The 23,127-nt window shown below is 67.9% G+C and carries 21 protein-coding genes; 16 read left to right on the top strand and 5 right to left on the bottom strand.

Translation table 11 applies throughout. The features are described 5' to 3' along the window. The first annotated feature begins 139 nt into the window (after positions 1-139). From AC0KWY_RS17190 to AC0KWY_RS17175, 4 genes are all read left to right on the top strand, one after another. A complete protein-coding gene (locus AC0KWY_RS17190) occupies positions 140-1,768 on the top strand; it encodes a methyl-accepting chemotaxis protein (RefSeq protein ID WP_474026689.1) in 1,629 nt (542 codons plus the stop codon). A gap of 63 nt (positions 1,769-1,831) precedes the next feature. Beyond that, positions 1,832-2,815, top strand: a complete 984-nt coding sequence (locus tag AC0KWY_RS17185) for a hypothetical protein (protein WP_474026688.1) — start codon at positions 1,832-1,834, stop codon at positions 2,813-2,815. A 205-nt stretch (positions 2,816-3,020) separates the two neighbouring features. Then, positions 3,021-4,688, top strand: a complete 1,668-nt coding sequence (locus AC0KWY_RS17180) for a SagB/ThcOx family dehydrogenase (RefSeq protein ID WP_474026687.1) — start codon at positions 3,021-3,023, stop codon at positions 4,686-4,688. Then, positions 4,685-5,125 (top strand): ankyrin repeat domain-containing protein, encoded by a 441-nt coding sequence (locus AC0KWY_RS17175; RefSeq protein WP_474026686.1) that lies wholly within the window; start codon positions 4,685-4,687, stop codon positions 5,123-5,125. The genes AC0KWY_RS17180 and AC0KWY_RS17175 overlap by 4 nt, the downstream gene beginning before the upstream one ends. Here the strand turns inward: AC0KWY_RS17175 and crcB are convergent, their stop codons facing one another. Then, positions 5,126-5,515: a fluoride efflux transporter CrcB gene (gene crcB, locus AC0KWY_RS17170; RefSeq protein WP_474026685.1), complete on the bottom strand. Its 390-nt coding sequence runs from the start codon at positions 5,513-5,515 to the stop codon at positions 5,126-5,128. Positions 5,516-5,683: 168 nt separating this feature from the next. Here crcB and AC0KWY_RS17165 point away from each other — a divergent pair, with 168 nt between their 5' ends. The 9 genes from AC0KWY_RS17165 (at position 5,684) to AC0KWY_RS17125 (ending at position 14,510) form a co-directional block, all read left to right on the top strand. Further along, a complete protein-coding gene (locus AC0KWY_RS17165) occupies positions 5,684-7,255 on the top strand; it encodes an inorganic phosphate transporter (RefSeq protein ID WP_474026684.1) in 1,572 nt (523 codons plus the stop codon). Between the two features lie 100 nt (positions 7,256-7,355). Continuing rightward, positions 7,356-8,000 carry a DUF47 domain-containing protein gene (locus AC0KWY_RS17160; RefSeq protein WP_474026683.1) on the top strand — a complete coding sequence of 215 codons (645 nt, stop codon included), beginning with the start codon at positions 7,356-7,358 and terminating at the stop codon, positions 7,998-8,000. An 8-nt stretch (positions 8,001-8,008) separates the two neighbouring features. Next, the gene (locus tag AC0KWY_RS17155; RefSeq protein WP_474026682.1) at positions 8,009-9,016 is read left to right on the top strand and encodes an anion permease; all 1,008 of its coding nucleotides are present in this window, start codon (positions 8,009-8,011) and stop codon (positions 9,014-9,016) included. Positions 9,017-9,123: 107 nt separating this feature from the next. Then, the gene (locus tag AC0KWY_RS17150) at positions 9,124-10,920 is read left to right on the top strand and encodes a glutamine--tRNA ligase/YqeY domain fusion protein (RefSeq protein WP_474026681.1); all 1,797 of its coding nucleotides are present in this window, start codon (positions 9,124-9,126) and stop codon (positions 10,918-10,920) included. Position 10,921: 1 nt separating this feature from the next. Then, positions 10,922-11,122 carry a hypothetical protein gene (locus AC0KWY_RS17145; RefSeq protein ID WP_474026680.1) on the top strand — a complete coding sequence of 67 codons (201 nt, stop codon included), beginning with the start codon at positions 10,922-10,924 and terminating at the stop codon, positions 11,120-11,122. After that, positions 11,122-12,291, top strand: coding sequence for an Eco57I restriction-modification methylase domain-containing protein (locus AC0KWY_RS17140; RefSeq protein ID WP_474026678.1), 1,170 nt, complete (start codon positions 11,122-11,124; stop codon positions 12,289-12,291). Before AC0KWY_RS17145 ends, AC0KWY_RS17140 begins: the two co-directional genes overlap by 1 nt. Next, the gene (gene pyrF, locus AC0KWY_RS17135) at positions 12,288-13,100 is read left to right on the top strand and encodes an orotidine-5'-phosphate decarboxylase (RefSeq protein ID WP_474026677.1); all 813 of its coding nucleotides are present in this window, start codon (positions 12,288-12,290) and stop codon (positions 13,098-13,100) included. Before AC0KWY_RS17140 ends, pyrF begins: the two co-directional genes overlap by 4 nt. Positions 13,101-13,111: 11 nt before the next feature. Continuing rightward, positions 13,112-13,984 carry a KPN_02809 family neutral zinc metallopeptidase gene (gene ypfJ / locus AC0KWY_RS17130; RefSeq protein ID WP_474026676.1) on the top strand — a complete coding sequence of 291 codons (873 nt, stop codon included), beginning with the start codon at positions 13,112-13,114 and terminating at the stop codon, positions 13,982-13,984. A 1-nt stretch (position 13,985) separates the two neighbouring features. Further along, positions 13,986-14,510 carry a protein disulfide oxidoreductase gene (locus AC0KWY_RS17125; RefSeq protein ID WP_474026675.1) on the top strand — a complete coding sequence of 175 codons (525 nt, stop codon included), beginning with the start codon at positions 13,986-13,988 and terminating at the stop codon, positions 14,508-14,510. Here the strand turns inward: AC0KWY_RS17125 and AC0KWY_RS17120 are convergent. Together AC0KWY_RS17120 and AC0KWY_RS17115 are read right to left on the bottom strand one after the other, a co-directional pair. Continuing rightward, on the bottom strand, positions 14,505-16,172 hold the full coding sequence (locus tag AC0KWY_RS17120) for an acyl CoA:acetate/3-ketoacid CoA transferase (protein WP_474026674.1): 1,668 nt from the start codon (positions 16,170-16,172) through the stop codon (positions 14,505-14,507). The genes AC0KWY_RS17125 and AC0KWY_RS17120 overlap by 6 nt on opposite strands. 83 nt (positions 16,173-16,255) lie before the next feature. Beyond that, on the bottom strand, positions 16,256-16,840 hold the full coding sequence (locus tag AC0KWY_RS17115) for a CBS domain-containing protein (protein ID WP_474026673.1): 585 nt from the start codon (positions 16,838-16,840) through the stop codon (positions 16,256-16,258). Between the two features lie 236 nt (positions 16,841-17,076). Here AC0KWY_RS17115 and AC0KWY_RS17110 point away from each other — a divergent pair, with 236 nt between their 5' ends. The 3 genes from AC0KWY_RS17110 (at position 17,077) to AC0KWY_RS17100 (ending at position 19,527) form a co-directional block, all read left to right on the top strand. Then, the gene (locus AC0KWY_RS17110; protein WP_474026672.1) at positions 17,077-17,646 is read left to right on the top strand and encodes a DUF2062 domain-containing protein; all 570 of its coding nucleotides are present in this window, start codon (positions 17,077-17,079) and stop codon (positions 17,644-17,646) included. 142 nt (positions 17,647-17,788) lie between these two features. Beyond that, positions 17,789-18,973, top strand: a complete 1,185-nt coding sequence (locus AC0KWY_RS17105) for a hypothetical protein (protein ID WP_474026671.1) — start codon at positions 17,789-17,791, stop codon at positions 18,971-18,973. Then, positions 18,970-19,527: a response regulator transcription factor gene (locus tag AC0KWY_RS17100; RefSeq protein WP_474026670.1), complete on the top strand. Its 558-nt coding sequence runs from the start codon at positions 18,970-18,972 to the stop codon at positions 19,525-19,527. The genes AC0KWY_RS17105 and AC0KWY_RS17100 overlap by 4 nt, the downstream gene beginning before the upstream one ends. A gap of 133 nt (positions 19,528-19,660) precedes the next feature. Here the strand turns inward: AC0KWY_RS17100 and cydC are convergent, their stop codons facing one another. Further along, the gene (cydC, locus tag AC0KWY_RS17095) at positions 19,661-21,346 is read right to left on the bottom strand and encodes a thiol reductant ABC exporter subunit CydC (RefSeq protein WP_474026669.1); all 1,686 of its coding nucleotides are present in this window, start codon (positions 21,344-21,346) and stop codon (positions 19,661-19,663) included. Beyond that, positions 21,343-23,070: a thiol reductant ABC exporter subunit CydD gene (gene cydD, locus AC0KWY_RS17090; protein WP_474026668.1), complete on the bottom strand. Its 1,728-nt coding sequence runs from the start codon at positions 23,068-23,070 to the stop codon at positions 21,343-21,345. The genes cydC and cydD overlap by 4 nt, the downstream gene beginning before the upstream one ends. Positions 23,071-23,127: the final 57 nt, after the last annotated feature.

The following is a 23,127-nucleotide window of genomic DNA, read 5'->3' as shown; positions in this document are numbered from 1 at the left end:
GCATTATATTCGGCCATCGTCCGGGCGTTGAACCTCGCCCTCGCCCCATCTTCAATCATCAATGGACAAGCACGCTCCCCCTGCCATATTCTGGTCAGAAAAAAACACATAGATATCCGCTCACACCAAGGAGGAAAGCATGGGCATTTTCAGCTTTTCCAGCATGAAGGGACGACTCACCCTGTCCGTCCTGATCGCCCTGCTCGGCCTGCTCTTGCTCGGCACCTTCCAGGTCCTGCACCTGCGCGCACAACTGCTCGAAGACCGCAAGGCGACGCTGAACGCCGCCATCGACATCGCCACCAGTACGATCAAGGCTTTCCAGGAACAGGAGGCCAAGGGCGAACTCAGCCGCGAACAGGCGCAGAAGCACGCAACCGACGCATTGCGCGGCATGCGCTACCTCGGGCCCGAATATTTCTACGTCTATGACAGCAAGGGCATGAACGTCATGCACCCGGTCCGTCCCGAGTATGTCGGCAAGAGCCATTGGGACCGCCAGGACAAGCAAGGCAATTACACCGTCCGCGACCTGGTCAAGACCGCGCTCGACAAGACCGGCTTCACCGAAACGCAGACCGCCAGGCCGGGCAGCGAAGCGCTGGTGCCCAAGCTGCAACGCGTCGAGCACTTCGCCCCCTGGGATTGGGTGGTCGGCACCGGGCTGTACATCGACGATCTCGACGCGCTGTTCTACCAGCAATTGCGCAACGCCGGCATCGTCATCGGCCTGATCCTGCTGTTCGTCGGCGGCATCACCTGGTGGGTGGCGCGCTCGCTGCTCGCCCAGATCGGCGGTGAACCGGCGGTGGCGGTGGCGACGATGAGCAAGGTCGCGGCCGGCGACCTGACCGTGTCGATCGAACATACGCCGGCAGGCAGCCTGCTCGGCGAACTCAACCAACTGGTCGAGAGCCTGCGCCGGATGATGGCCAACATCTCGCGCAACGCCACCCAGGTGGCGAGCGCGGCGCAGGAGATTTCCGACACCTCGGCCCGCGTCGCCGATGCGGCCTCGGCGCAGACCGACGCGACGCAGACGATGGCGGCAGCGATGGAAGAGCTGACCGTCTCGATCACCCACGTTTCCAGCAATGCCGGCGAAACCGAAGAGCATGCCAGCAGCGCCGCCGAACTCGCGGTCCAGGGCGAGCGCAGCGTCGAGACCGTCGCCGCCAATATCGCGACGATGGCCGGAACCGTCGGCGAAGCCGCCGAGAAGGTGCGCACGCTGTCGGCCAACGCTCAGGAAGTCGCCCGCATCGCCTCGGTGATCAAGGACATCGCCGGCCAGACCAACCTGCTCGCCCTCAACGCCGCCATCGAAGCCGCCCGCGCCGGCGAACAGGGCCGCGGCTTCGCGGTCGTCGCCGACGAGGTGCGCGTCCTCGCCGAACGCACCGAGAAGGCAACCCTGGAAATCTCCGGCGTCGTGGACCGGATCCAGAGCGAAACGCTCAACGCCGCCCGGGTCATGGACGCCGCCCTGCCGGAAGCCGAGCAGGCACGCGCCACCGCCGGCGAGACGACCGAGCTGCTGCACCGCATCGCCGAAGGTTCGCGGGCAGCACAAGGCCTGGTCCGCGACGTCGCCGCCTCGACCCGCGAGCAGAGCGAGGCCAGCACCTCGCTGGCGCAGCAGGTCGAACGCATCGCCAACCAGGTCGAAGACACCGGTTCGAGCATGCGTACGACCGCGGTGGCCGCGCAATCGCTGCTCGACACCGCGCGCAACCTGAGCGCCGAAACGGCCAGGTTCCGGGTCTGACGGACGGCCGCCGGCATTACTCGCCCGTTATAATCCGCGGACTCGAATCCGCGGATTATTGTCATGGCCATCATCCGGTGCAACAAATGCGCACAGCTCGCCGAGCATCCTGACGAATTTGTCGGCAAGAACGTCGCCTGCCCGAAATGCGGTGCGCCAACACCGGTCTATCCGACACTTTTCTTCATCGAAAAACTGCTCGACAAGTACTTTGCCGCACAGCGCGAAGTGATCCGCCTGACCCCGGGCGCCGCCACGACACCACCGCCCCCCGCGCCGGCCAGCGAGATCGCCGGTATCGACCTCGCCAATACCGACTTCCTGGCCAGCGAGTTGCAGCACGGCCCGATCTACGACTGGTTCCGCAAGAAGCAGATCAAGGTCCAGGCCAACACGCGCGGCGTCGACACCAGTGGCTTCTTCGACGAAGTGGCCGAAGCCATCGGCGCCAACCTGCCGGTACTCAAGGAAGTGCTGGAGCGCATCCGCTGGTCGCAGCAGAAGGAACACGCCAGCGCGACGATCAACCTGGACAGGAAGTCGCCGGAAGAGGCCAAGGCCATCTCCACCTTCTGCCAGCAGCTCTACGATTTCTCCTTCGTCGCCAAGTGCTTCCACAACAAGCCGGAAAACAACGTCCGGCTGATCCTGCAGACGGCACCGACCATCCGCAATTTCTTCAACGGCGAGTGGCTGGAATGGCATGCGCTGATGAGTTGCCTGCGCTACGCCAAGGAGCGCCAGCGCCGCTTTTCCTGCACGCGCGGCCTCGAACTGACGCTGACCAACGGCGACCCGTACGAAATCGACGTTTTCATGCTGATCGACGGTGACACGCCAATCTGCATCGAATGCAAGAGCGGCGAATTCCGCCAGAACATCGACCGCTACCTGGCGCTGAAAAAACGCCTGGGCCTGGCGGGAAAACAATTCGTGATGTGCATCGCCGGACTCAGCGACGAAAACGCCAAAGCCTTCTCGGCCATGTACGACCTGAGTTTCGTCAACGAACGGGGACTCGCCGGACATCTGAGCCGCCTTTTCTGAGCGGGAGACTCCGGAAAAAAATGCGCCGCCCAGCGGGCGGCGTCGGCAGCAGGCATCCCGGACCGGCCGGGGCCATGGCACAGGCAGCAAGAAACTGCCTTGCCGGGTGAGCTTGTTTTTGTTGCCGGCGATTATCGGCTTGCGATGTTTCATTTTCGTTGCCGGGAGCCTTCTGGCCAACAACCGGTCTACACCGGCACAGCCCTTGCTCCCCTACAACGAAAACCAGGAAAGACCGCTCGCCGTGTCGGATAGCCCACAAAACCCGCTACAGCTTTACCACGCCCGCACCAAGCACCGCTTCGACGCCTACGCCGAAGGCCCCGGCCAGCTCGACTGGGACGCCCAGCCGGCGCCGTTTCGCCATTACCCTGGCGCACCGCTGCTCGAACTGCCGCTGGCCGCCGACCGCTACGAGCGCGCTTACGGACAACTCGGCGAAATGCCCGCAACCCCGGTGCCGGCGACGCTGGACGGCCTCGGCGCGCTGTGCGAACTGTCGTTCGCCATCTCGGCCTGGAAAAGCTGGGGGCCGAACCGCTGGGCGCTGCGCTGCAATCCGTCGTCCGGCAACCTCCACCCGGTCGAAGCCTGGGCGCTGTGCGGCGGCCTGCCCGGCGTGCCGGACGGCCTGCACCACTACGATCCCGAGCGGCACGCACTGGAACATCGCGTCCTCGTCCCGCCGGGCGACGCCGCCCCCTGGCTGGCCATCGCGCTGTCGTCGGCGATGTGGCGCGAGGCCTGGAAGTACGGCGAACGCGCCTTCCGCTATTGCCAGCTCGACGTCGGCCATGCCCTCGGCGCCCTCGCCTATGCCGCCGAGCTGCTCGGCTGGCGGCTGCGCCCGCTCGCCATCGGCGGCGACGCCCTCGCCGGCCTGCTCGGGCTCGACCGCGAAACCGACTTCCCGGCCGGCCGCTACGCCTACACGGAACGCGAAGAACCGGAAATCCTGCTCGCCATCGACGCCCCCGGCCTTGCCCCGCCGCCCGCCAGCGCCAGCTTGCAAACGCGCCACAACGGCGCCGGCTGGCTCGGCCGGCCAAGCCGGATCGACCCGGCACCAGGCTACCGCTGGCCGCTGGTCGACCAGGCGGCGGCAGCCAGCCGCCCCCCGGAAAGCGCCCCACTTTCACGGCCGAGCGTCGAACTCGACGAATTTCCGCCGCTGCCGCCGCACCCGACCACCGCCGGCGCCGCGCAACTGATCCGCCAGCGACGCAGCGGCCAGCGCTTCGACCCGCGCCGGACGCTGCCGCGCGCCGACTTCCTGCGCCTGCTCGACGCCACGCTGCCGCGCCGGCGCGCCCCGTTCACCGGCCAGACGGCGCCGGCGCAGGTCCATCTGCTGCTCTTCGTGCTGCGCGTGGACGGCCTCGACAGCGGCCTCTACCTGCTGCCGCGCGGCGCTGCCGGCGATCAACTGGCGGCGACGCTGGCCAGCCGCTTCCCAGATGCCGGCGCAGTCGACGACTGTCCGCCGCACCTCGGCCTGCGCCGCCTGACCCGGGCCAGCCTGCCGGAACTGCAACGCCTGGCGCGCGCCCTCAACTGCCACCAGGACATCGCCGCGACCAGCGCCTTCTCGCTCGGCATGCTCGCCGATTTCGCCAGCGCCGACGGCGCCGGCTACCGCGAGTTGCTGCGCGAGGCCGGGCGCATCGGCCAGGCGCTCTACCTCGAAGCCGAGGCCGCCGGCGTGCGCGGCACCGGCATCGGCTGCTTCTTCGACGACCCGGTGCACGACGCCGCCGGGCTGAGCGACGAGCGCTGGCAGAGCGTCTATCACTTCACCGTCGGCACGCCCATCGTCGACGAGCGCATCGAAACCTCGCCGCCCTACCCGCAACGACAACAGGAAGGATCATGAACCCAAGCCTCGCCCAATTCCTCGACCACCATGGTTTTCCCCGCGACCGCTTATCGGCGCCGCAGGCCGACGGCCGCTTCACGCCACTGATGCGCGCCTGCAAGGAAGGCCGTCTCGACATCGTCGACGAACTGCTGACGCTCGGCGCCGACCTGGCGACGACCAACATCGACGGCTGCAACGCGCTCTGGCTCGCCTGCTACAACGGCAACCCGGGACTGGTCCAGCGCCTGATCGACGCCGGCATCGAGATCGACCGCCAGAACGGCAACGGCGCCAGCTGCCTGATGTACGTCGCCTCGAACGGCAAGGCCGAACTGGTCGGCCTGCTGCTGCGCAACGGCGCCAATCCGGCGCTGCGCAACTTCGACGATTTCAGCGCGCTCGACCTGGCATCCACGATCGACTGCCTGCGGCTACTGAAAAAAGCCGCCTGATCAGCCCCAGATCCGCGTCGCGCCGACGCTGAGCAGGCCGAGCCAGGTCGCCGTCAGCGAGCCGGTCAGGTGGATCGCGGCCAGCCCGATGGCCAGCGCCGGCTGGCCGGCGAGCAGACGCTCGACGACTTCGGCGGAAAAGGTCGAGAAGGTGGTCAGGCCGCCAAGGAAGCCGGTGATCACGAACAACTTGAGCGCCAGCGGCAGGCCGGAATTGAGATGGAAGACGCCGACGGCGACACCGATCAGGTAGCCGCCGATCAGGTTGGCGGCGAGCGTGCCCAAGGGCAGCGCGACGAACAGCGGGTTGAGCGCCAGGCCGAGCAGCCAGCGCACCCAGGCGCCGAAAGCGGCGCCCAGTCCGACGGCGATGAATCCGATTGCGTTCATACCCCCTCCTTTCGGCGGATTCTACCGCGAGTCATCCGGCATGCCGCAACGGAAGTCCGCAACAAAACCGCCGCCTCAATGTCACAATAGCGCCTTTCGAACGGGGAGCGCCGACAAGAGCAAGAAGCGGCGCCAGCAGCATTGCTCTGAAAAGGCACGGGAGAAGGCATGGAATTTCAGGATTTTGCCGACATCGAGAAGGCGACCAAGCGCGGCCGCCGGGAATTCGCTCGGCTCGGCATGGGCTTGCTGTTCGTCGTCTGCATCATGATCTATACCGCGCTCGGCATCGGCATCACCGGCCCCCAGGGCATCATGCTGGTGGTCGCCTCGATGATCGGCGGCTACATGGCGATGAACATCGGCGCCAACGACGTCGCCAACAACGTCGGTCCGGCGGTCGGCTCGCACGCCATCACCATGACCGGCGCCATCGTCATCGCCGCCATCTTCGAAATGGCCGGCGCCCTGATCGCCGGCGGTGACGTCGTGGCGACGATCCGCGGCGGCATCATCAAGCCGGACGTCATCCTCGACAACAACCGTTTCATCTGGCTGATGACGGCGTCGCTGCTCGCCGGCGCGCTGTGGCTGAATTTCGCCACCGCCATCGGCGCCCCGGTGTCGACCACCCACTCCATCGTCGGCGCCGTCCTCGGCGCGGGCGTTGCCGCCGGCGGCATGGGCGCCGCCAACTGGGGAACGATGAGCGGCATCGCCGCCAGCTGGGTGATCTCCCCGGTGCTCGGCGGCATCGTCGCCGCCGCCTTCCTGTTCTGGATCAAGCGGGCAATCACCTATCAGTCCGACATGGTCGCTGCAGCACAACGCACGGTGCCCATCCTGATCGGCCTGATGGCCTTCTCCTTCTCGACCTACCTGATCCTCAAGGGCCTCAACAAGATCTGGAAAGTCGACACCCTGACCGCCAGCCTGATCGGCACCGCCATCGGCATCCTCACCTGGTGGCTGATGACCGGCTCGCTGCGCCGCCGCGCCGGCCGGATGGACAACACCAAGGCCAGCATCAACGCGCTGTTCACCGTCCCGCTGATCTTCGCCGCCGCGCTGCTCAGCTTTGCCCACGGCGCCAACGACGTCGCCAATGCCGTCGGCCCGCTGGCCGCCATCGCCGATACCGTGATCCACGGCAAGCTGTCGAGCAAGGCCGGCATTCCGCTCTGGGTCATGCTGGTCGGCGCCATCGGCATCTCGCTCGGCCTCTCGCTGTACGGCCCGAAACTGATCCGCACCGTCGGCAGCGAAATCACCGAACTCGACCAGATGCGCGCCTTCTGCATCGCCATGTCGGCGGCCGTCACCGTCATCGTCGCCTCGCAACTCGGGCTGCCGGTCAGCTCGACGCACATCGCGCTGGGCGGCGTCTTCGGCGTCGGTTTCCTGCGCGAATTCCTGAAGACCAATTACTCGCAGATGCTCGAGGAAATCAAGGAACATCACCACGGCGCGGACAAGGAAGTGGTCGAGGCCTACCTCAACCGTTTCACCAAGGCCGGCGTCAAGGAAAAGCGGGAGATGCTCGACCAGTTGAAGGCGCGTACCGCCCAGGCCGAACTGTCGAAGTACGAGCGCAAGCAGATGCGCCGCGTCTATCGCCACGAACTGGTCAAGCGCTCGGCGGTGTTCAAGATCGCCGCCGCCTGGATCATCACCGTGCCGGCCTCGGCACTGATGGCGGCGATGATCTACTACATGATCTTCGGCATCGTGCATGCCTGAGCACCGGGCGGGAAATTTCGCGTCGCCTTGATCCAGCGCAACCCGCCTCCAGCCCGGGTGCTAAAATGGCGTTTTGTCACATAAAGTTAAACAAATCGTCATGTTCGGCGCCTTGATGCCCAAAGAGGGCAAATATTTCGACTATTTCAACGCCCACGGCGCCCTCATCGCGCAGGGCGGCACCACGCTCCGTCAATTGATCGACGCCCTCTCCAATGGCGCAGAAGAAGGCAAGGCGCAGTCCCTGGCCGACGAGATCGACCGCCTGGAAAGCGAAGCCGACACGATCACCCACGAGGTACTGGCGCAACTGCACAGCGCCTTCATCACGCCCTTCGATCGCGACGAAATCCACGAACTGATCAACGGCATGGACAACATCCTCGACATGACCCAGGACGTTGCCGAAGCGATGGCGCTCTACGACATCCACCGCATTCCCGCCGAAGCCCGCGCCATGGCCGAGATCACCGAGCGCAGCTGCCAGAAGGTCACCGAGTTGGTGAAGCTGCTGCACAACATGGACAACGCCCCGAGCATCCTCAAGCTCTGCCACGAGATCGACGAACTCGAATCCGAGGTCGACCGCATGCTGCGCGTCTCGATGTCGCGCATCTTCCGCGAGGAGCCGGATGTCCGCGAAGTGATCAAGCTCAAGGAAATCTACCAGTTGCTGGAATCGGTCACCGACCGCTGCAAGGATGTCGCCGGCACGGTCGAGGCCATCGTCCTCGAGAACTCCTGAGTCCAGGCATGGAAGCCATCCACATGAGCCTCGGGGTCGTCGTCACCCTGGTGGTAGTGGCGTTGCTGTTCGATTTCATGAACGGCTTTCACGACGCCGCCAACTCGATCGCCACCATCGTCTCGACCCGCGTCCTGAAGCCCCACCACGCGGTGATCTGGGCCGCCTCGTTCAATTTCCTGGCCTACTTCCTGTTCCACCTGAAAGTCGCCGCCACCATCGGCAAGGGCACCATCGACCCGAGCATCGTCGACCACTACGTGATCTTCGGCGCGCTGATCGGCGCCATCGCCTGGAACATCATCACCTGGTACTACGGCATCCCCTCGTCATCGTCGCACGCGCTGGTCGGCGGCCTGGTCGGTGCCGCCGTCGCCAAGGCCGGTTTCGGCAGCCTGATCGCCTCCGGCGTGCTGAAGATCATCGCCTTCATCTTCGTCGCCCCGCTGCTCGGCTTCTTCATCGGCGGCCTGCTGATGGTGGCCGTCTCGTGGATCTGCCGCAACATGGCGCCACGCAAGGTGGACAAGCACTTCCGCCGCTTCCAGCTGCTCTCCGCCGCCGCCTACAGCCTCGGCCACGGCGGTAACGACGCGCAGAAGACGGTCGGCATCATCTGGTTGATCCTGATCGCCGCCGGCATGTTGACCACGGAATCGGAAATCCCCGGCTGGGTCGTTTTCGCCTGCTACACGGCGATGGGCCTGGGCACGATGTTCGGCGGCTGGCGCATCGTCAAGACCATGGGCAACCGCATCACCAAGCTGAACCAGGCGCGCGGCTTCTGCGCCAACAGCGGCGGCGCCGTCACCCTGTTCCTGGCTTCCGCCTTCGGCATCCCGGTGTCGACCACGCACACCATCACCGGCGCCATTGCCGGCGTCGGCACCACGCGCGGCACCCGTCACGTGCGCTGGGGCGTCGCCGGCGGCATCGTCTGGGCGTGGATCCTGACCATCCCGTGCAGCGCGCTGATGGCCGCCCTCGCCTGGTACGCCGGCCGCCTGATCCTCTGATCGGCGCCGCCGCACGAACGGGCCGGCCAAGCGCCGGCCCGTTTCGTTTTCCGGGAGCGCGGCGCTGTTAGAATGTCGCTTTACCGAATCGCCCACGCCGGCCACCCATGTCCTCAGACCACAAGACTCCCGCCCTCGCCGCCAATTTCATCAAGAACATCGTCGACGCCGACCTCGCCGCCGGCAAGCACGCCCAGCGCCGCTGGGCCGGCAAGCCCGGTCTCGCCGCCGACCACGCGGCGGCGCCGCTCGATGCGGCGAAGATCCGCACCCGCTTCCCGCCCGAGCCGAACGGTTACCTGCACTTCGGCCACGCCAAATCGATCCTGCTCAACTTCGGCCTCGCCCAGGAATTCGGCGGCCGCTGCCACCTGCGCTTCGACGACACCAACCCGGAAAAGGAAGAGCAGGAATACGTCGACTCCATCGTCGACGCCGTCAAATGGCTGGGTTGCGCCTGGGCCGACGAGCGCGAGAACAACCTCTACTACGCGTCGAACTACTTCGACTGGATGGTCCAGTTCGCCGAATACCTGATCTCCGCCGGCCACGCCTACGTCGACAGCCAGAGCGCCGAGGAAATGCGCGCCAACCGCGGCACCCTGACCGAAGCCGGCAAACCCTCGCCGTTCCGCGAGCGCAGCGTCGCCGAGAACATGGACCTGTTCAAGCGCATGCAGGCCGGCGAATTCGCCGACGGCCAGCACATCCTGCGCGCCAAGATCGACATGGCCTCGCCCAACATCAACCTGCGCGACCCGGCGATCTACCGCATCCGCCACGCCACCCACCACAACACCGGCGACAAGTGGTGCATCTACCCGATGTACACCTTCGCCCACCCGATCGAGGACGCGCTGGAGTGCATCACCCACTCCATCTGCACGCTCGAATTCGAGGATCAGCGCCCGTTCTACGACTGGCTGCTCGAACGCCTCGCCGAAGGCGGCCTGCTGCAGCGCCCGCTGCCGCAACAGATCGAATTCTCGCGTCTCAACCTGACCTACATCGTCCTCTCCAAGCGCAAGCTGATCCAGCTGGTCGACGAGAAACACGTCAGCGGCTGGGACGACCCGCGCCTGCCGACCCTGGTCGGCGCCCGCCGCCGCGGCTACTCGCCGGAAGGCTTCCGTCTGTTCGCCGAACGCATCGGCGTCTCGAAGAACGATTCGCTGATCGACTACGTCCTGTTCGAAGACGCCCAGCGCGAAGTGATGAACGAATCCGACCAGCGCCGCGTCGCCGTCCTCGACCCGCTCAAGCTGATCATCGACAACTATCCCGCAGGCCAGTTCGAGGACTGCGCGGTCACCAACCACCCGCTGCATCCTGAATTGGGCACCCGCGTCATGCCCTTCGGCCGCGAGCTGTGGATCGAAGCCGAAGACTTCCAGGAAGTCCCGGAAAAGGGCTTCCGCCGCCTCTTCCCCGGCAACAAGGCGCGCCTGAAGTACGGCTACATCGTCGAATGCACCGGCTGCGACAAGGATGAAAACGGCAAGGTCATCGCCGTGCACTGCACCTACCTACCCGACACCAAGTCCGGCACGCCGGGCGCCGACAGCGTCAAGGTCAAGGGCAACCTGCACTGGGTTTCCGCCGCCCACGCCTGCCCGACCGAAATCCGCCTCTACGACCGCCTGTTCCGCGTCCCGGCGCCGGGCGCCCGGCGCGAGGGCGACGCCCCCGAGCTCGAACGCAACTTCCTCGACGACCTCAATCCGGACTCGGTGCGGGTCATCACCGCCATGCTCGAACCCTCGCTCAAGGACGCCCAGCCCGAACAGCGCTTCCAGTTCGAACGCCACGGCTACTTCGTCGCCGACCGCATCGACTCGAAGCCCGGCGCCCCGGTCTTCAACCGCGCCGTGACGCTCAAGGATTCGTGGGGCAAGGGGCACTGAGATGGCCGGCAGCTGGGGTTGTCCGCACGAAGTCAATGACCGCTGCACGAAGATCAACAAGCTGCCGTGCAACCCGGGCATGAAGGGCTGCGAGCTGGCCGGCCGCTACCGCTTCGTCGACGAGAGCAAGAACGAGCGCTACTGGGAAAAGAAGGCGCGCGAGCAGGCTGCCGCCGCCAAACCGCCCAGCCACAACGACTGATGCCGCTCGACGTCGCCCGCCTCGGTCAGGTGTTCACGCCGCCCAAGGTGGTGGATTTCATGCTCGACCTGTGTGCCAACGCGGGCAATGTGCTTGAGCCGTCGGCCGGCGACGGCGCCTTCTTCAACGAACTGCGCCGGCGTGGCCGCGCCGTCACCGGCGTCGAACTCGACCCCGGGGTCGCCCCGGACGGCGCGCGGGTCATGGATTTCTTCGACCTGCCGGAGAGCGAACGCTTTGCCACCATCGTCGGCAATCCGCCCTATGTGCGCTACCAGGATATCGCCGCACCTACCCGCAAGAAACTGAAATCGCCGCTGTTCGACAAGCGCAGCAACCTGTTCCTGTTCTTCATCGAGAAATGCATCCGCCACCTCGAACCGGGCGGTGAGCTGGTCTTCATCGTGCCGCGCGAGTTCATCAAGCTGACCTCGGCCAGGAAGCTCAACGCCTGGCTGTTCGACCAGGGCAGCATCACGCATTTCTTCGAGACTGGCGACGTCCGCGTCTTCGCCGGCGCCAACCCCAACTGCTGCATCTTCCGCTTCGAGAAGGGCCGTTTCGACCGCCGCATGGCCGACGGCCGCGTCTTCACCGAAGTCGATGGGCAGCTGATGTTCCTGCGCGACGACCACGGCGTGCGCCTCTCCGACATCTTCGAGGTGCGCGTCGGCGGCGTTTCCGGCGCCGACCCGGTGTTCCGCCACGCCGAGGGCAACCTCGATTTCGTCTGCTCGAAGACCGCCGACACCGGCGAGACGCGGCGCATGATCTACGGCATCGAACACCCTGCCCTGCTCCCGCACAAGCAGCGCCTGCTCGCCCGCCGCGTGCGCAAGTTCGACGAAAGCAACTGGTGGCACTGGGGCCGCCATTTCCCGATCAACGACGACCCACGCATCTACGTCAATGGCCGCACGCGCAAGAGCGAGCCTTTCTTCCTGCACGACTGCCCGAACTTCGACGGTTCGGTGCTGGCGCTGTTCCCGAAGAACCGCCGGATGCGCCGGCGCGACCTGATCGAATGCACGATGATGCTCAACCACGAAGTCGACTGGCAGCAGCTCGGCTTCGTCTGCGACGGCCGTTTCCTGTTCACCCAGCGCAGCCTGCAGACCTGCCTGCTGCCCGCCAAGTTTTCCCGTTATCTGCCGAAGGAAGAAACATGACCTTTACCGAACAACTCGCCGCCGCCTGGCAGCAGAACGACTCGCTGCTCTGCGTCGGCCTCGACCCCGATCCGGCCAAGTTCCCGGCCCACCTGAAGGGGCGCGATGACGCCATCTTCGAATTCTGCAAAAGCATCGTTGACGCCACCGCCGACCTCGTCTGTGCCTTCAAGCCGCAGATCGCCTACTTCGCAGCGCGCCGTGCCGAGGACCAGCTGGAAGCGCTGATCGCCCACATCCACGAGCAACACCCCGGCGTGCCGGTGATCCTCGACGCCAAGCGCGGCGACATCGGCTCGACCGCCGAACAGTACGCGATCGAAGCCTTCGCGCGTTTCCGCGCCGACGCCGTCACGGTCAATCCCTACATGGGCCGCGATTCGGTCGAGCCCTACCTGGCCTTCCCCGACAAGGGCGTGATCCTGCTCTGCCGCACCTCCAACCCAGGCGGCTCGGACCTGCAGTTCCTGGAAACCAACGGCGAGAAGCTGTACGAGCACGTCGCCCGCCTGGCCGCCGAAAAGTGGAACAGCACCGGCCAGATCGGCCTCGTCGTCGGCGCCACCTTCCCGGCCGAGATCGCCCGCGTGCGCCAGATCGTCGGCGACATGCCGCTGCTGGTGCCGGGCATCGGCGCCCAGGGCGGCGATGTCGAGGCCACCGTCAAGGCCGGCCGTACCTTGGCCGGCAGCGGCCTGATGATCAATTCCTCGCGTGCCATCCTCTACGCCGGCCACGCTGAGGACTACGCCGAAGCCGCCCGCCGGGCGGCGCTCGCCACCCGCGCCGAGATCAACCAGTACCGCTGAGGAGACGCCAGATGCGCATGGACGACTACCGGGAAAGCGACAACGTCGAGGACCGCCGCGGCGGCGGCGGTGGCGGCATCTCTTTCGGCGGCGGCCGGCTGGGGATCGGCAGCATCGTCATCGCGCTGGTCGCCAGCTACTTCCTCGGCGTCAATCCGATGACCGTGCTCAACCTGCTCTCCGGCGGCGGCATGCCGGTCGTCCAGCAGCAGGCGCCGGCGCAGCGCCCGCCGGCCAACGACGAGACGGCGGTGTTCGTCTCCAAGGTGCTGGCGTTGACCGAGGACACCTGGATTCCCGCCTTCCGCGAGATGGGCAAGCAGTACCGAGAGCCGCGCCTGGTGCTGTACACCGGCGTCACGCCGACCGCCTGCGGCACCGGCCAGGCGGCGATGGGACCGTTCTACTGCCCGGGCGACCAGAAGGTGTACATCGACCTCGCCTTCTTCCGCGAACTGCGCGAGCGCTTCCACGCCCCCGGCGAATTCGCCCAGGCCTACGTCGTCGCCCACGAAGTCGGCCACCATGTGCAACACCTGCTCGGCATTTCCGACCAGGTGCATCAGGCGCAGCAGCGGGCTAGCCAGGCGCAGGCCAACGCGCTGTCGGTGCGCCTCGAACTGCAGGCCGACTGCCTGGCCGGCGTCTGGGGCAAGCGCACCGACAGCATGGCGCAGGTACTCGAAGCGGGCGACGTCGAGGCCGCGCTGACCGCCGCCTCGGCGATCGGCGACGACCGCCTGCAGCAGCAGGCGCAGGGTCGCATCGTCCCGGACAGCTTCACGCACGGCAGCTCGGCGCAGCGCATGCGCTGGTTCCAGCGCGGTTTCGACAGCGGCGATTTCAAGCAGTGCAACACCTTCGACAAGAGCGCGCGGCTCTGAGATGAGCGCCGACGCAAGCCGCAAGCCACCGCGCTGGCGCCGCTGGGCGCTGGAGATCGCCATCTTCGTCGCCGCCTTCCTCGCCTTCCAGGCCTGGCAGTTGCGCGACACGGCACGCGGGCCGGCGCCGCAATTCATCGGCGTGCACACCGACGGCCAGGCCTTCGACCTCGCCGTCTGGCGCGCCGCCCACCCCGGCCAGCCGCTGCTGATCTATTTCTGGGCCGAATGGTGCCCGATCTGCAAGACCACCGCCGGCAGTGTCGGGAACATCGCTAACGACCACCCGACGATCACCGTCGCCACGCAGAGCGGCGATGCTGCGGCAGTCGCCCGCTTCATGGCGGACCAGGGCTACCGCTTCCCGACCCTGGCTGACCCCGACGGCCGCATCATGCAGGCCTATCGCCTGCCCGGCACGCCGGGCTTCGTCGTGCTGGCGCCGGACGGCCACATCCGCTTCGTCTCGGTCGGCTACACCAGCGAGCTCGGCCTGCGCCTGCGCCTGTGGTGGGCCGGCCTATAACAGCTGAACAGGTTCAGGAAGCACTTCCCAAAGCTTCCCCCCAGGCCCTTGCAATAAAATGTAACTACGCAGGTGCATCGATTCGGCGTGGAAAATGCGCGCATCCATCAGGCGCGGCGCGGTCGGCAGCAGCGGCGCGAAGTCCATGCGCTCGAGGATGTCATGTTGCAGGTCGACGCCAGGGGCGATTTCGGTCAGCACCAGGCCGGCGGCGCTCAGTTCGAAGACGCAGCGTTCGGTGACGTAGAGCACCGGCGTGCCGCGGCGGACCGCCTGCGGACCTGAGAAGGTGCGGTGCTCTACCTCATCGACGAACTTGACCGCCGAACCGTCCTGCAGAATGCGCAGGCAGCCGCCGTCGACCGCGACTTCCAGTTGGCCGGCGCTGAAGGTGCCGACGAAGACGACCTTGCGCGCCGCCTGCGAGATGTTGATGAAGCCGCCGGCCCCAGCCAGCCGCGGGCCGAAGCGCGAGACGTTGAGATTGCCCTGACGGTCGGCCTGGGCCAGGCCGAGGAAGGCGATGTCGAGGCCGCCGCCGTCGTAGAAGTCGAACTGGCTGGGCTGGTCGATCACCGCCTGGGTGTTGGTGGCGGCGCCGAAGTTGAGGCCGCCGGCCGGCACGCCGCCGATCACGCCAGGTTCGGCGGTCAGCGTCAGCAGGTTGACGATGCCTTCCTCGGCGGCGACGGCGGCGACGCCTTCCGGCATGCCGATGCCGAGATTGACCACGGCGCCCGGCGTCAGCTCCATCGCCGCCCGGCGGGCGATGATCTTGCGTTCGCTCATCGGCATCGGCGCCAGGGCCGACATCGGCACCCGGATTTCGCCGGAGAAGGCAGGACTGTACGGTTCGGCGAAGGTCTGCATGTGGTATTCGGGCTTTTCGGCGACCACCACGCAGTTGACCAGGACACCGGGAATCTTCACCTGGCGCGGGTTGAGCGAGCCGCGCTCGGCGATCCGTTCGACCTGGACGATGACGATGCCGCCCGAGTTGCGCGCCGCCATCGCGATCGCCAGCGCTTCCAGCGTCAGCGCCTCCTTCTCCATGGTGACGTTGCCGTCCGGATCGGCGGTGGTGCCGCGGATGATCCCGACGTGGATCGGGAAGGCCTTGTAGAACAGGTATTCCTCGCCGTCGATTTCCATCAGGCGGACGATCTCGGTCGTCGTCCGCGGATTCAACCTGCCGCCGCCGAAACGCGGATCGACGAAGGTGCCGAGGCCGATGCGGGTGATCGTCCCCGGCTTGCCGGCGGCGATGTCGCGGAACAGGTGGGTGATGACGCCCTGCGGCAGGTTGTAGGCCTCGACCCGGTTGGCCACCGCCAGTTCCTGCAAGCGCGGCGCCAGTCCCCAGTGACCGCCGATCACGCGGTTGACCAGGCCGTCGTGGCCGAGATGGTTGAGGCCGCGTTCCTTGCCGTCGCCCTGCCCGGCCGCATAGACCAGGGTCAGGCCGCGCGGGCTGCCGAGACCATGGACATCGCTCTCGCGTGCTTCGAGGAAGCGCTGTTCGAGGGCGACGGCGATGTTCTCGGCGAAGCCGATGCCGACGAAGCCGCCAGTGGCGACGGTGTCGCCGTCGCGGATGCGGGCAACGGCGGCGCGCGCCGACATCACCTTGCCCGCCGGATTGCTGGAAAAACTGCCCGCCATCGTTTCCTCCGCCCGCAGAAAACGTTCATGTTGGGTCAGAGCGTGGCGTCGCGCCACGCTCGTTTACCCTGAGTTGTGCCGGCTCAGTTGACCAGCGCCGCCTCGATCTCGGCAAAGGTGCGCGGCAGGTCGAAACCGAGCACCGGCACGCCCAGCGCACGACCGATCTGGGTCGCCGAGAAGAGTCCGCGGACGCGCGGCAGGCCGGTCACCGGATCGTTGTCCTCGACCAGGATGTGCTGGCGGCCAAGCTGTTTCAGCGCATCGAGGATTTCGCCGACGCGGGCGCGCAACACGTCATCGAGGGTCAGCGTGTCGATGCTGCCGATCGGCGTCATCAAGTCGGCAACGCGCAGTTCGTCGCGCTTGCAGGCGCGCGCCAGGGCAACCTGCAAGGGCTTTTCGCCGAGGATGTCGCGGGCGGTGATCAGGCCGACCACCTCGTCGTCCTTGCCGAGCACCATCAACAGGCGGACGCCGCGCGAGATCATGCGGGCGTTGGCGTCGTCGATCAGCGCGTCGGGAGCGATGCTGACCGCGGCGACGCGGGAGAAATCGGTCATCGCCTCGATCGCCGGCGAATCGGCGGCGAGCAGGTTGAAACCGGTGACGCACAGGGTGGCGCTGGCCGACAGTTTGTGGGCACGCAGGTGAACGGGTTGGTTCATGGTTGTCTTCCTCCATCAGGATTATTGTCTTGCGGCTGGCGCCGCTTTTGTCCGAAAGTTCGCCTTGTCGCCGCGACTTTCTGCCGCACAGTATTGAGCCAAGCCGGCCGCGTTGCAAGTAGCGCAAAAACGGCGTCCGGCGCCGCCCCGAAGCGCTGCCGGCGGCCCCTGCCGGAACGCCGGGACGGTATGATTTGCCGCCCCCGACCCCGCCCCATGAAACGCCGCCCCTTGCCATGAAACAACTCGTCAGCCGCCTGCGCGCCCTCGTCCCGACCCGGGAGCAGATCATGACGAACCGCTGGCTGCGCTGGCTTCATCCCTTCCTCGCCAATCCCCGGCTGTGGCACTGGTCGCGGCGCGGCGTCGCGCTGGGCGTGGCGCTCGGCATCTTCTTCGGCCTGCTCATTCCGATCGCCCAGATTCCCTTCTCGGCCGCCGCCGCCATCCTGCTGCGCGCCAACGTACCGGCCGCCGCGGCGAGCACGCTGGTGACCAACCCGGTCACCTTCGGCCCCGTCTATTACGCCGCCTACAAGCTCGGCGTCTGGCTGCACGGCGACGCACCGAGCGCCGCTTCGCCACCGGCCAGCACGACGCCGCCCGCCGACGAAGGCATCGTCGAGCGCATCCGCCACCTCGGCCTGCCGCTGCTCACCGGGCTGGCGGTAATGGCCTCGCTGTTCGGCCTGCTCAGCTACGTCGTGATCAGCGCCGTCTGGTACTGGCGGGTCAAAGCGAAGCGACGCCGCCTGCTGCGCGACTACCAGACGCGGGCGCGCGGCCGGACGCACGGCCCCGGCTGAGCGTCGCCCGGCCCGGCCGGCGGCCGGTGCGACAATCGGTCACTCCACGCCGAACCATCCGAAGGGTATCTTTGCCGCCAGTGTTTGCTGGCAAACACCTCTCGATCCCTTCAGCCCCGACCCCGGGGCTTCTTTTTTTCCCGTGCCGACGACCCCCACCCAGTTCACCCGGATACGCCTGATCGACCTGCGCTGGTTCTCGATCGGCGGCATGCTGCTCGCGGCCGCAGTCAGCACCACCGTGCTCGGCAGTGCCGACATCCTGCCCCGGCTGCTCGCCTTCACCCTCGTCGTCGCCTGCCTCAACGGCTGCCTGTGGCTGGCCTCGCGCCTGCACACCGGCGACGACGTGGCGCTGATTTCGCCGTGGACGCAATTGCAGTTCGACGTGCTCAGTTGGTCGATCTTCATCTATTTCTCGGGCGGCGCCACCAACCCGCTGATCTCCGTCCTGCTGCCGCTGGTCGCCTTCGGCGCCATCGTCCTCGACCGGCGCCGGGCCTGGCTGCTCGGGCTGATCTCGGTCCTCCTCTACTCCTTCCTCTGGCGCTATTACCTGCCGCTCCCCATCCTCGACGCGCAACGCGCCACTTACCTGCACCTGCTCGGCATGTGGCTGGTCTTCGTCGTGTCCACGGTGGTCTCGATCTGGTTCATCCAGACCATGAGCGCCGCCCTGCGCGAGCGCGACGCAGCGCTGGCGCAGGCCCGGGAGAAGACGCTCAAGGACGAATGGCTGACCTCGATCGGCACGCTGGCGGCAAGCGCCGCCCACGAAATGGCGACGCCGCTGTCCACCCTCAACCTGCTGCTCGAGGAATGGGCCGAGGACGGCGCCTTTCCGAGCGCCTACCGGGACGATCTGGCCTTGATGCGCCGGCAGATCGACAACTGCCGCCAGACGCTCAACCACCTCTCCGGCCGCGCCAGCCAGCCGGCCAGCGCCGCCCGGCCGTCGATCGCCCGCTGGCTGGACGCCTTCCTGCAAGCCTGGCAGGCCACCCACCCGGCAAGCAGCCTGCAATACACGCTGGCGCCGACGCTGGAACGCCATCCCCCGGATTTCGACATCGCCGTCGACAGCGCACTCGCCCACCTGCTCGACCACGCCGCGCAAGGCAGCGGCCCCTTGCGGCTGCGCGCCGGCTGCCCCGACGGGCAGTTGACGATCGCCATCGACGACGCGCCGGACGCCACCGGCCACAGCCTGGCCCTCGCCCGAGCCGCGCTCGAACGCGCCGGCGGCACGCTGCACCGGCAAGGCCAGGGCGACAGCGGCCCCTACCTCGAACTCCATCTGCCCCTGCCAGGAATACCCGCGCCATGACCCCACCCTGCCGCCCCCTGCTCGTCGTCGAAGACGACGAGAGCTACCGTTCGCTGCTCGCCCGCTCGCTGCAGCGGCGCGGCTTCGAAGTGCGCGCTGCGAGCAGCGCCGACCAGGCCCTGGCCGCCTGCGCCGAGCTGGCGCCGGCCTATGTCGTGCTCGATCTCAACCTGCACGGCGAATCCGGCCTCAACCTGATCCGCCCGCTACTCGCCTACGCGCCGGCCGCCCGCATCGTCGTCCTCACCGGCTACGCCAGCATTCAGACGACGGTCGCCGCGATGCGCCTGGGCGCCTGCCACTACCTGCCGAAACCGGCCAATACCGGCGACCTCGTGCGCGCCCTGCTCGACGACAACATGGCGCTCGACACGCGGATCGACGAGGAGCCGCTCAGCGTCCAGCACCTGCAGTGGGAATACATCCAGCGCAAGCTGGCGGAAAACGACGGCAACATCTCGGCCACCGCCCGCGCCCTCAAGATGCACCGGCGCACCCTGCAGCGCAAGCTGGCCAAGCGGCGGCCGCCGGATCTCGCTTTCGCCGTCGAGTAGCCGCCTGGCGGACTGCCAGCGCCGTCGGCTCCGCGGATTTGCCGGCCTGCCATGGCACGGACCGGCCTGGCTGCCGGCGCGCAGCGCTCAAGCGCGACCGGGAAAAACACGTCGGCCGCCGCGCCGCCCGCCCTCAGCCGGCGGCGCGCAGACGGTCGATATCGATCGTCCGCCCGAAGCGGCCGTCGGCCACCGCCCGGTGGCTGATCCAGAGCAGCGTCCGGCCGCGCAGGTAGCTCGTCACCCGTTCGATCAGCGCCGCTTCCGCCGCCGCGTCGAGCCCTTCGCTCGGCTCGTCGAGAATGGTCACCGGCGCTTCGCGCAGCAGGGCCTGGGCAATGCCCAGGCGCTTGCGCTGGCCGCCGGACAGGCTGGCGCCGCCCTCGTCGATCCAGGTCGCGAGGCCGTCGCGCCAGCCCTGTCCGGCCGGGTCGAGCCCGACCAGTTCGAGCACCGCCGCCAGCTCGGCCGGGTCGGCCGCGGGCTTCGCCAGGCGCAGGTTGTCGGCCAGCGTCGCCGTCTTGGCCCAGGAGAACTGCCCGGCGCAGGCCACCTGCGCGCGCAGCGTACTTTCGTCGAGCTCGCTCAGCGCCACGCCGCCGACCCGGATCACCCCCGCCGCGGGTTCCTCGAGGCGGGTGAGCAACTGGCTCAGCGTCGATTTGCCGCTGCCGCTGGCGCCGATGACCAGCACGTGCTGACCGTCGGCGATCGCCAGGTCGAGGCCGGCGAAAACCGGGGTGTGCGCGTCCCAGGCAAATGCCAGGCCGCTGATCGCGATGCTGCCGTCAACCGGCGCCGGACCGTGCGCCGGGAAAACCGGCGCCGGCGTCTGGCTGGCCAGCGCCTCGACACGGGCCGCCGCCGTCGCCGTGCCGGGCAGTTCGATGGCGACGCCGGCGAGCGGCAGCAAGGCTTCGGCGCAGCCCAGCACGAGCAGCACCAGGGCGGCCAGCCACGGCCCTTCGCCGCGCGCGGCGGGGGGTTGACCGGCGAGAACGCCGATGGCGGCCCAGGCCACCACGCCGACCAGCAGCGAAACGCCGGCGCGCAGGGTGGCGGCGCGGCGCGCGCTGCGTGCCTGGTCTTCCAGCCAACCGGCAGCGGCGGCCAGGGTGCGCTGCCGTTGCGCCGCCCAGGCCGGAGCGTGCAGGGAAAAGTCTTCGAGTCCTTCGCTGCAGTCGATCAGCCGGACCCGCAGGAGAGCGCGGCCGCGCGTCAGCGCCGGCAGCAGCGTCTGCCCGAGAAACCAGCCGGTGAGCGGCAGAGCGAGCGCCGCGACGAGCATGAAGAACAGCGGCAGCCAGAGCAGCGCCGGCGCCACCACGGCAAACAGCGCCAGCGTGCCGGCAAACGCCAGCAGCGCGGCGAGCGTCGGCAGGAGGAGGCGCGGATACAGGGCATCGAGCGCGTCGATGTCGCGCAGCAGGCGGTTCAGCGTCTCGCCGCCGTGCAGGCCGCCGAGCTGGCGCGGGGAGAGGCGCGCCAGGCAGTGATAGAGCCAGACGCGCAAGCCGGCGAGCAGGCGGAAGGTGCCCTCGTGCGTGACGACGCGGTCGCCCCAGCGGCTGACCGTACGCAGCACGGCAAAGAAGCGCACGCCGGCCCCCGGCCAGAAGAAGTTGAAAAAAATCGCGGTGGCCGGCGTCAGGCCGGCGATCGCGGCACCGGCGAGGAAGGCGCCGGAAAGCGAGAGCAGGCCCAGGCTGCCGATCAGGGTCAGGGTGGCGAGCAGCGCGCCGAGCGCCAGCCAGCCGCCGGCACCGGAAAGGCGGCCGAGAAAGGGGATCAGGGCGCGGAGGCCGTCGCGCAGCTTCATGCTGCGACACCGGCGGCAAGGTCGGCGGCGGCGAGACGACCGTCGGCCAGTTCGAGGACGCGCTCCGCCAGACGCAGCGGCGCCGGACGATGGGTGAGCAGGATCAGCGTCCGGCCGGCGCGCAGTTCGCCGATCCGGTTGACGACCCAGGCCTCGGTCTCGGCGTCGAGGCTGGCGGTCGGCTCGTCGAGCAGCAACACGTCGGCCCGGCGCAGGAAGACACGGGCCAGGGCAAGACGGCGGAGCTGGCCGCCGGAAAGCGGCCGCCCGCCCTCGCCCAACCGTGTCGCCAGACCGTCGGGCAGCGCGGCGAACCAGGGATCGAGCCCGGCAAAGCGCAATGCCTCGCGCAACGCGTCGTCCCCGGCATCGCCGCGGGCGACCCGCAGATTGCCGGCCAGGGTGTCGGCGAGCAGGCGTGGGTGCTGGTTCATCCAGCCGATCCGTTCGCGCCAGACAGCCAGGTCGAGCGTCTCGAGCGGCCGGCCATCGACCAGGACGCGCCCTTCCTGTGCCCGCAACTGGCCGAGCAGCAGGCGCAGCAGCGTGGTCTTGCCGCCGCCGCTCGCTCCGCGGATGGCCAGCGCCTCGCCGGCCGCGACGCGCAGGCTGCAATCGCGCAGGACCGGCTCGCCGGGACGATGGCAGAAGCCGACGCCGTCCAGCGCCAGGGCCGGCGCCGTCGTCCCGCCCCGTTCCTTGCCGCCGGCCGGCTGCAGGCTTTCGGCAGCGAGCACTTCGGCCAGCGTCTGCGCGGCGGCCAGGGCTTCGGCGCGGGCGTGGTAATGGATGCCGAGATCGCGCAGCGGCTGGTAGAACTCGGGCGCCAGCAGCAGCGCGAACATCGCCACTTGCAGCGTCAGCGTCTCGCCGTAGAGACCGAAATCGAGGTAGCCGAGGAAGCTCATGCCGAAATAGACCGCCGACAGCGCGATCGCCACCGAGGCAAAGAACTCCAGCACGGCGCCGCTCAGGAAGGCCAGGCGCAGGACGTGCATCGTCCGCCGGCGGAACTCGTCGGCCACCACCGCCACTTCGTCGCCCATGCGCCGGTGGGCATCGAGCAGGCGCAGGGTGGGCAGCCCGCGGATCAGCTCCAGAAAGTGCCCGCCCATCCGCTGCAGGGCCTGCAACTGCTCGCTCTGCCGCTGGCGGGCGCTCCAGCCGACGAGGACCATGAACAGCGGGATCAGCGGCGCGGTCAGCGCCAGGATCAGCGCCGCCGCCCAGCTGAGCGGCGCGATGGCGGCCAGGATCAGCAGCGGCGTCAGGACGGCGAACCATTGCTGCGGCCGGTAACGGGCGAAATAGCCGTCGAGCGCCTCGACCTGTTCGAGCAGGCAGGTGCTCAGACTGCCGGCCTGGCGTTGCTGCAACCACGCCGGACCCAGATCGTGCAGCTTGTCGAGCAGCGCTGCGCGCAGCCTGCGGCGAACCGCCAGCGAGACGCGCATGCCGGCTTCCTCGCGCCCGATGCCGGCCAGCGCACGCAGGATGAAGGCGGGCAGCAGCCACCACCAGTCGCTCGCGACTGCGGCGAGACCGTGCCCGAGGATGATCGTGACCTGGAAAATCCTGGCCAGCAGGGCCGCGATGACCAGCGTCATCGCCGTCTGCAGGACGCCGGCCGCAACGGCCAGCAAGGTAAGGCCGGGCTGCCGGCCAAAGCGCGCGCTGAGCGCGCGCAGCGCGGCGACATGCGCCTCGGTTGCGGGTACGGACAAGCCTGACTCCGGAATGAGCGGCGCCGGGACTGACCCGGCGCCGGAAAGTGAGGGAAG

This window comes from Azonexus sp. MM2026_4, from assembly GCF_055901855.1.
The sequence above is the reverse complement of the archived record's forward strand: the minus strand, read 5'-3'. Positions and strand labels throughout refer to the sequence as shown.

Excerpts from the sequence above, each read along its gene's own strand:
- AC0KWY_RS17190 (WP_474026689.1), top strand. The coding sequence starts at position 140 with ATGGGCATTTTCAGCTTTTCCAGCATGAAGGGACGACTCACCCTGTCC.
- AC0KWY_RS17185 (WP_474026688.1), top strand. The coding sequence starts at position 1,832 with ATGGCCATCATCCGGTGCAACAAATGCGCACAGCTCGCCGAGCATCCT.
- AC0KWY_RS17175 (WP_474026686.1), top strand. The coding sequence starts at position 4,685 with ATGAACCCAAGCCTCGCCCAATTCCTCGACCACCATGGTTTTCCCCGC.
- crcB (WP_474026685.1), bottom strand. The coding sequence starts at position 5,515 with ATGAACGCAATCGGATTCATCGCCGTCGGACTGGGCGCCGCTTTCGGC.
- AC0KWY_RS17165 (WP_474026684.1), top strand. The coding sequence starts at position 5,684 with ATGGAATTTCAGGATTTTGCCGACATCGAGAAGGCGACCAAGCGCGGC.
- AC0KWY_RS17160 (WP_474026683.1), top strand. The coding sequence starts at position 7,356 with ATGTTCGGCGCCTTGATGCCCAAAGAGGGCAAATATTTCGACTATTTC.
- AC0KWY_RS17155 (WP_474026682.1), top strand. The coding sequence starts at position 8,009 with ATGGAAGCCATCCACATGAGCCTCGGGGTCGTCGTCACCCTGGTGGTA.
- AC0KWY_RS17150 (WP_474026681.1), top strand. The coding sequence starts at position 9,124 with ATGTCCTCAGACCACAAGACTCCCGCCCTCGCCGCCAATTTCATCAAG.
- AC0KWY_RS17145 (WP_474026680.1), top strand. The coding sequence starts at position 10,922 with ATGGCCGGCAGCTGGGGTTGTCCGCACGAAGTCAATGACCGCTGCACG.
- AC0KWY_RS17140 (WP_474026678.1), top strand. The coding sequence starts at position 11,122 with ATGCCGCTCGACGTCGCCCGCCTCGGTCAGGTGTTCACGCCGCCCAAG.
- pyrF (WP_474026677.1), top strand. The coding sequence starts at position 12,288 with ATGACCTTTACCGAACAACTCGCCGCCGCCTGGCAGCAGAACGACTCG.
- ypfJ (WP_474026676.1), top strand. The coding sequence starts at position 13,112 with ATGCGCATGGACGACTACCGGGAAAGCGACAACGTCGAGGACCGCCGC.
- AC0KWY_RS17125 (WP_474026675.1), top strand. The coding sequence starts at position 13,986 with ATGAGCGCCGACGCAAGCCGCAAGCCACCGCGCTGGCGCCGCTGGGCG.
- AC0KWY_RS17120 (WP_474026674.1), bottom strand. The coding sequence starts at position 16,172 with ATGGCGGGCAGTTTTTCCAGCAATCCGGCGGGCAAGGTGATGTCGGCG.
- AC0KWY_RS17115 (WP_474026673.1), bottom strand. The coding sequence starts at position 16,840 with ATGAACCAACCCGTTCACCTGCGTGCCCACAAACTGTCGGCCAGCGCC.
- AC0KWY_RS17110 (WP_474026672.1), top strand. The coding sequence starts at position 17,077 with ATGAAACAACTCGTCAGCCGCCTGCGCGCCCTCGTCCCGACCCGGGAG.
- AC0KWY_RS17100 (WP_474026670.1), top strand. The coding sequence starts at position 18,970 with ATGACCCCACCCTGCCGCCCCCTGCTCGTCGTCGAAGACGACGAGAGC.
- cydC (WP_474026669.1), bottom strand. The coding sequence starts at position 21,346 with ATGAAGCTGCGCGACGGCCTCCGCGCCCTGATCCCCTTTCTCGGCCGC.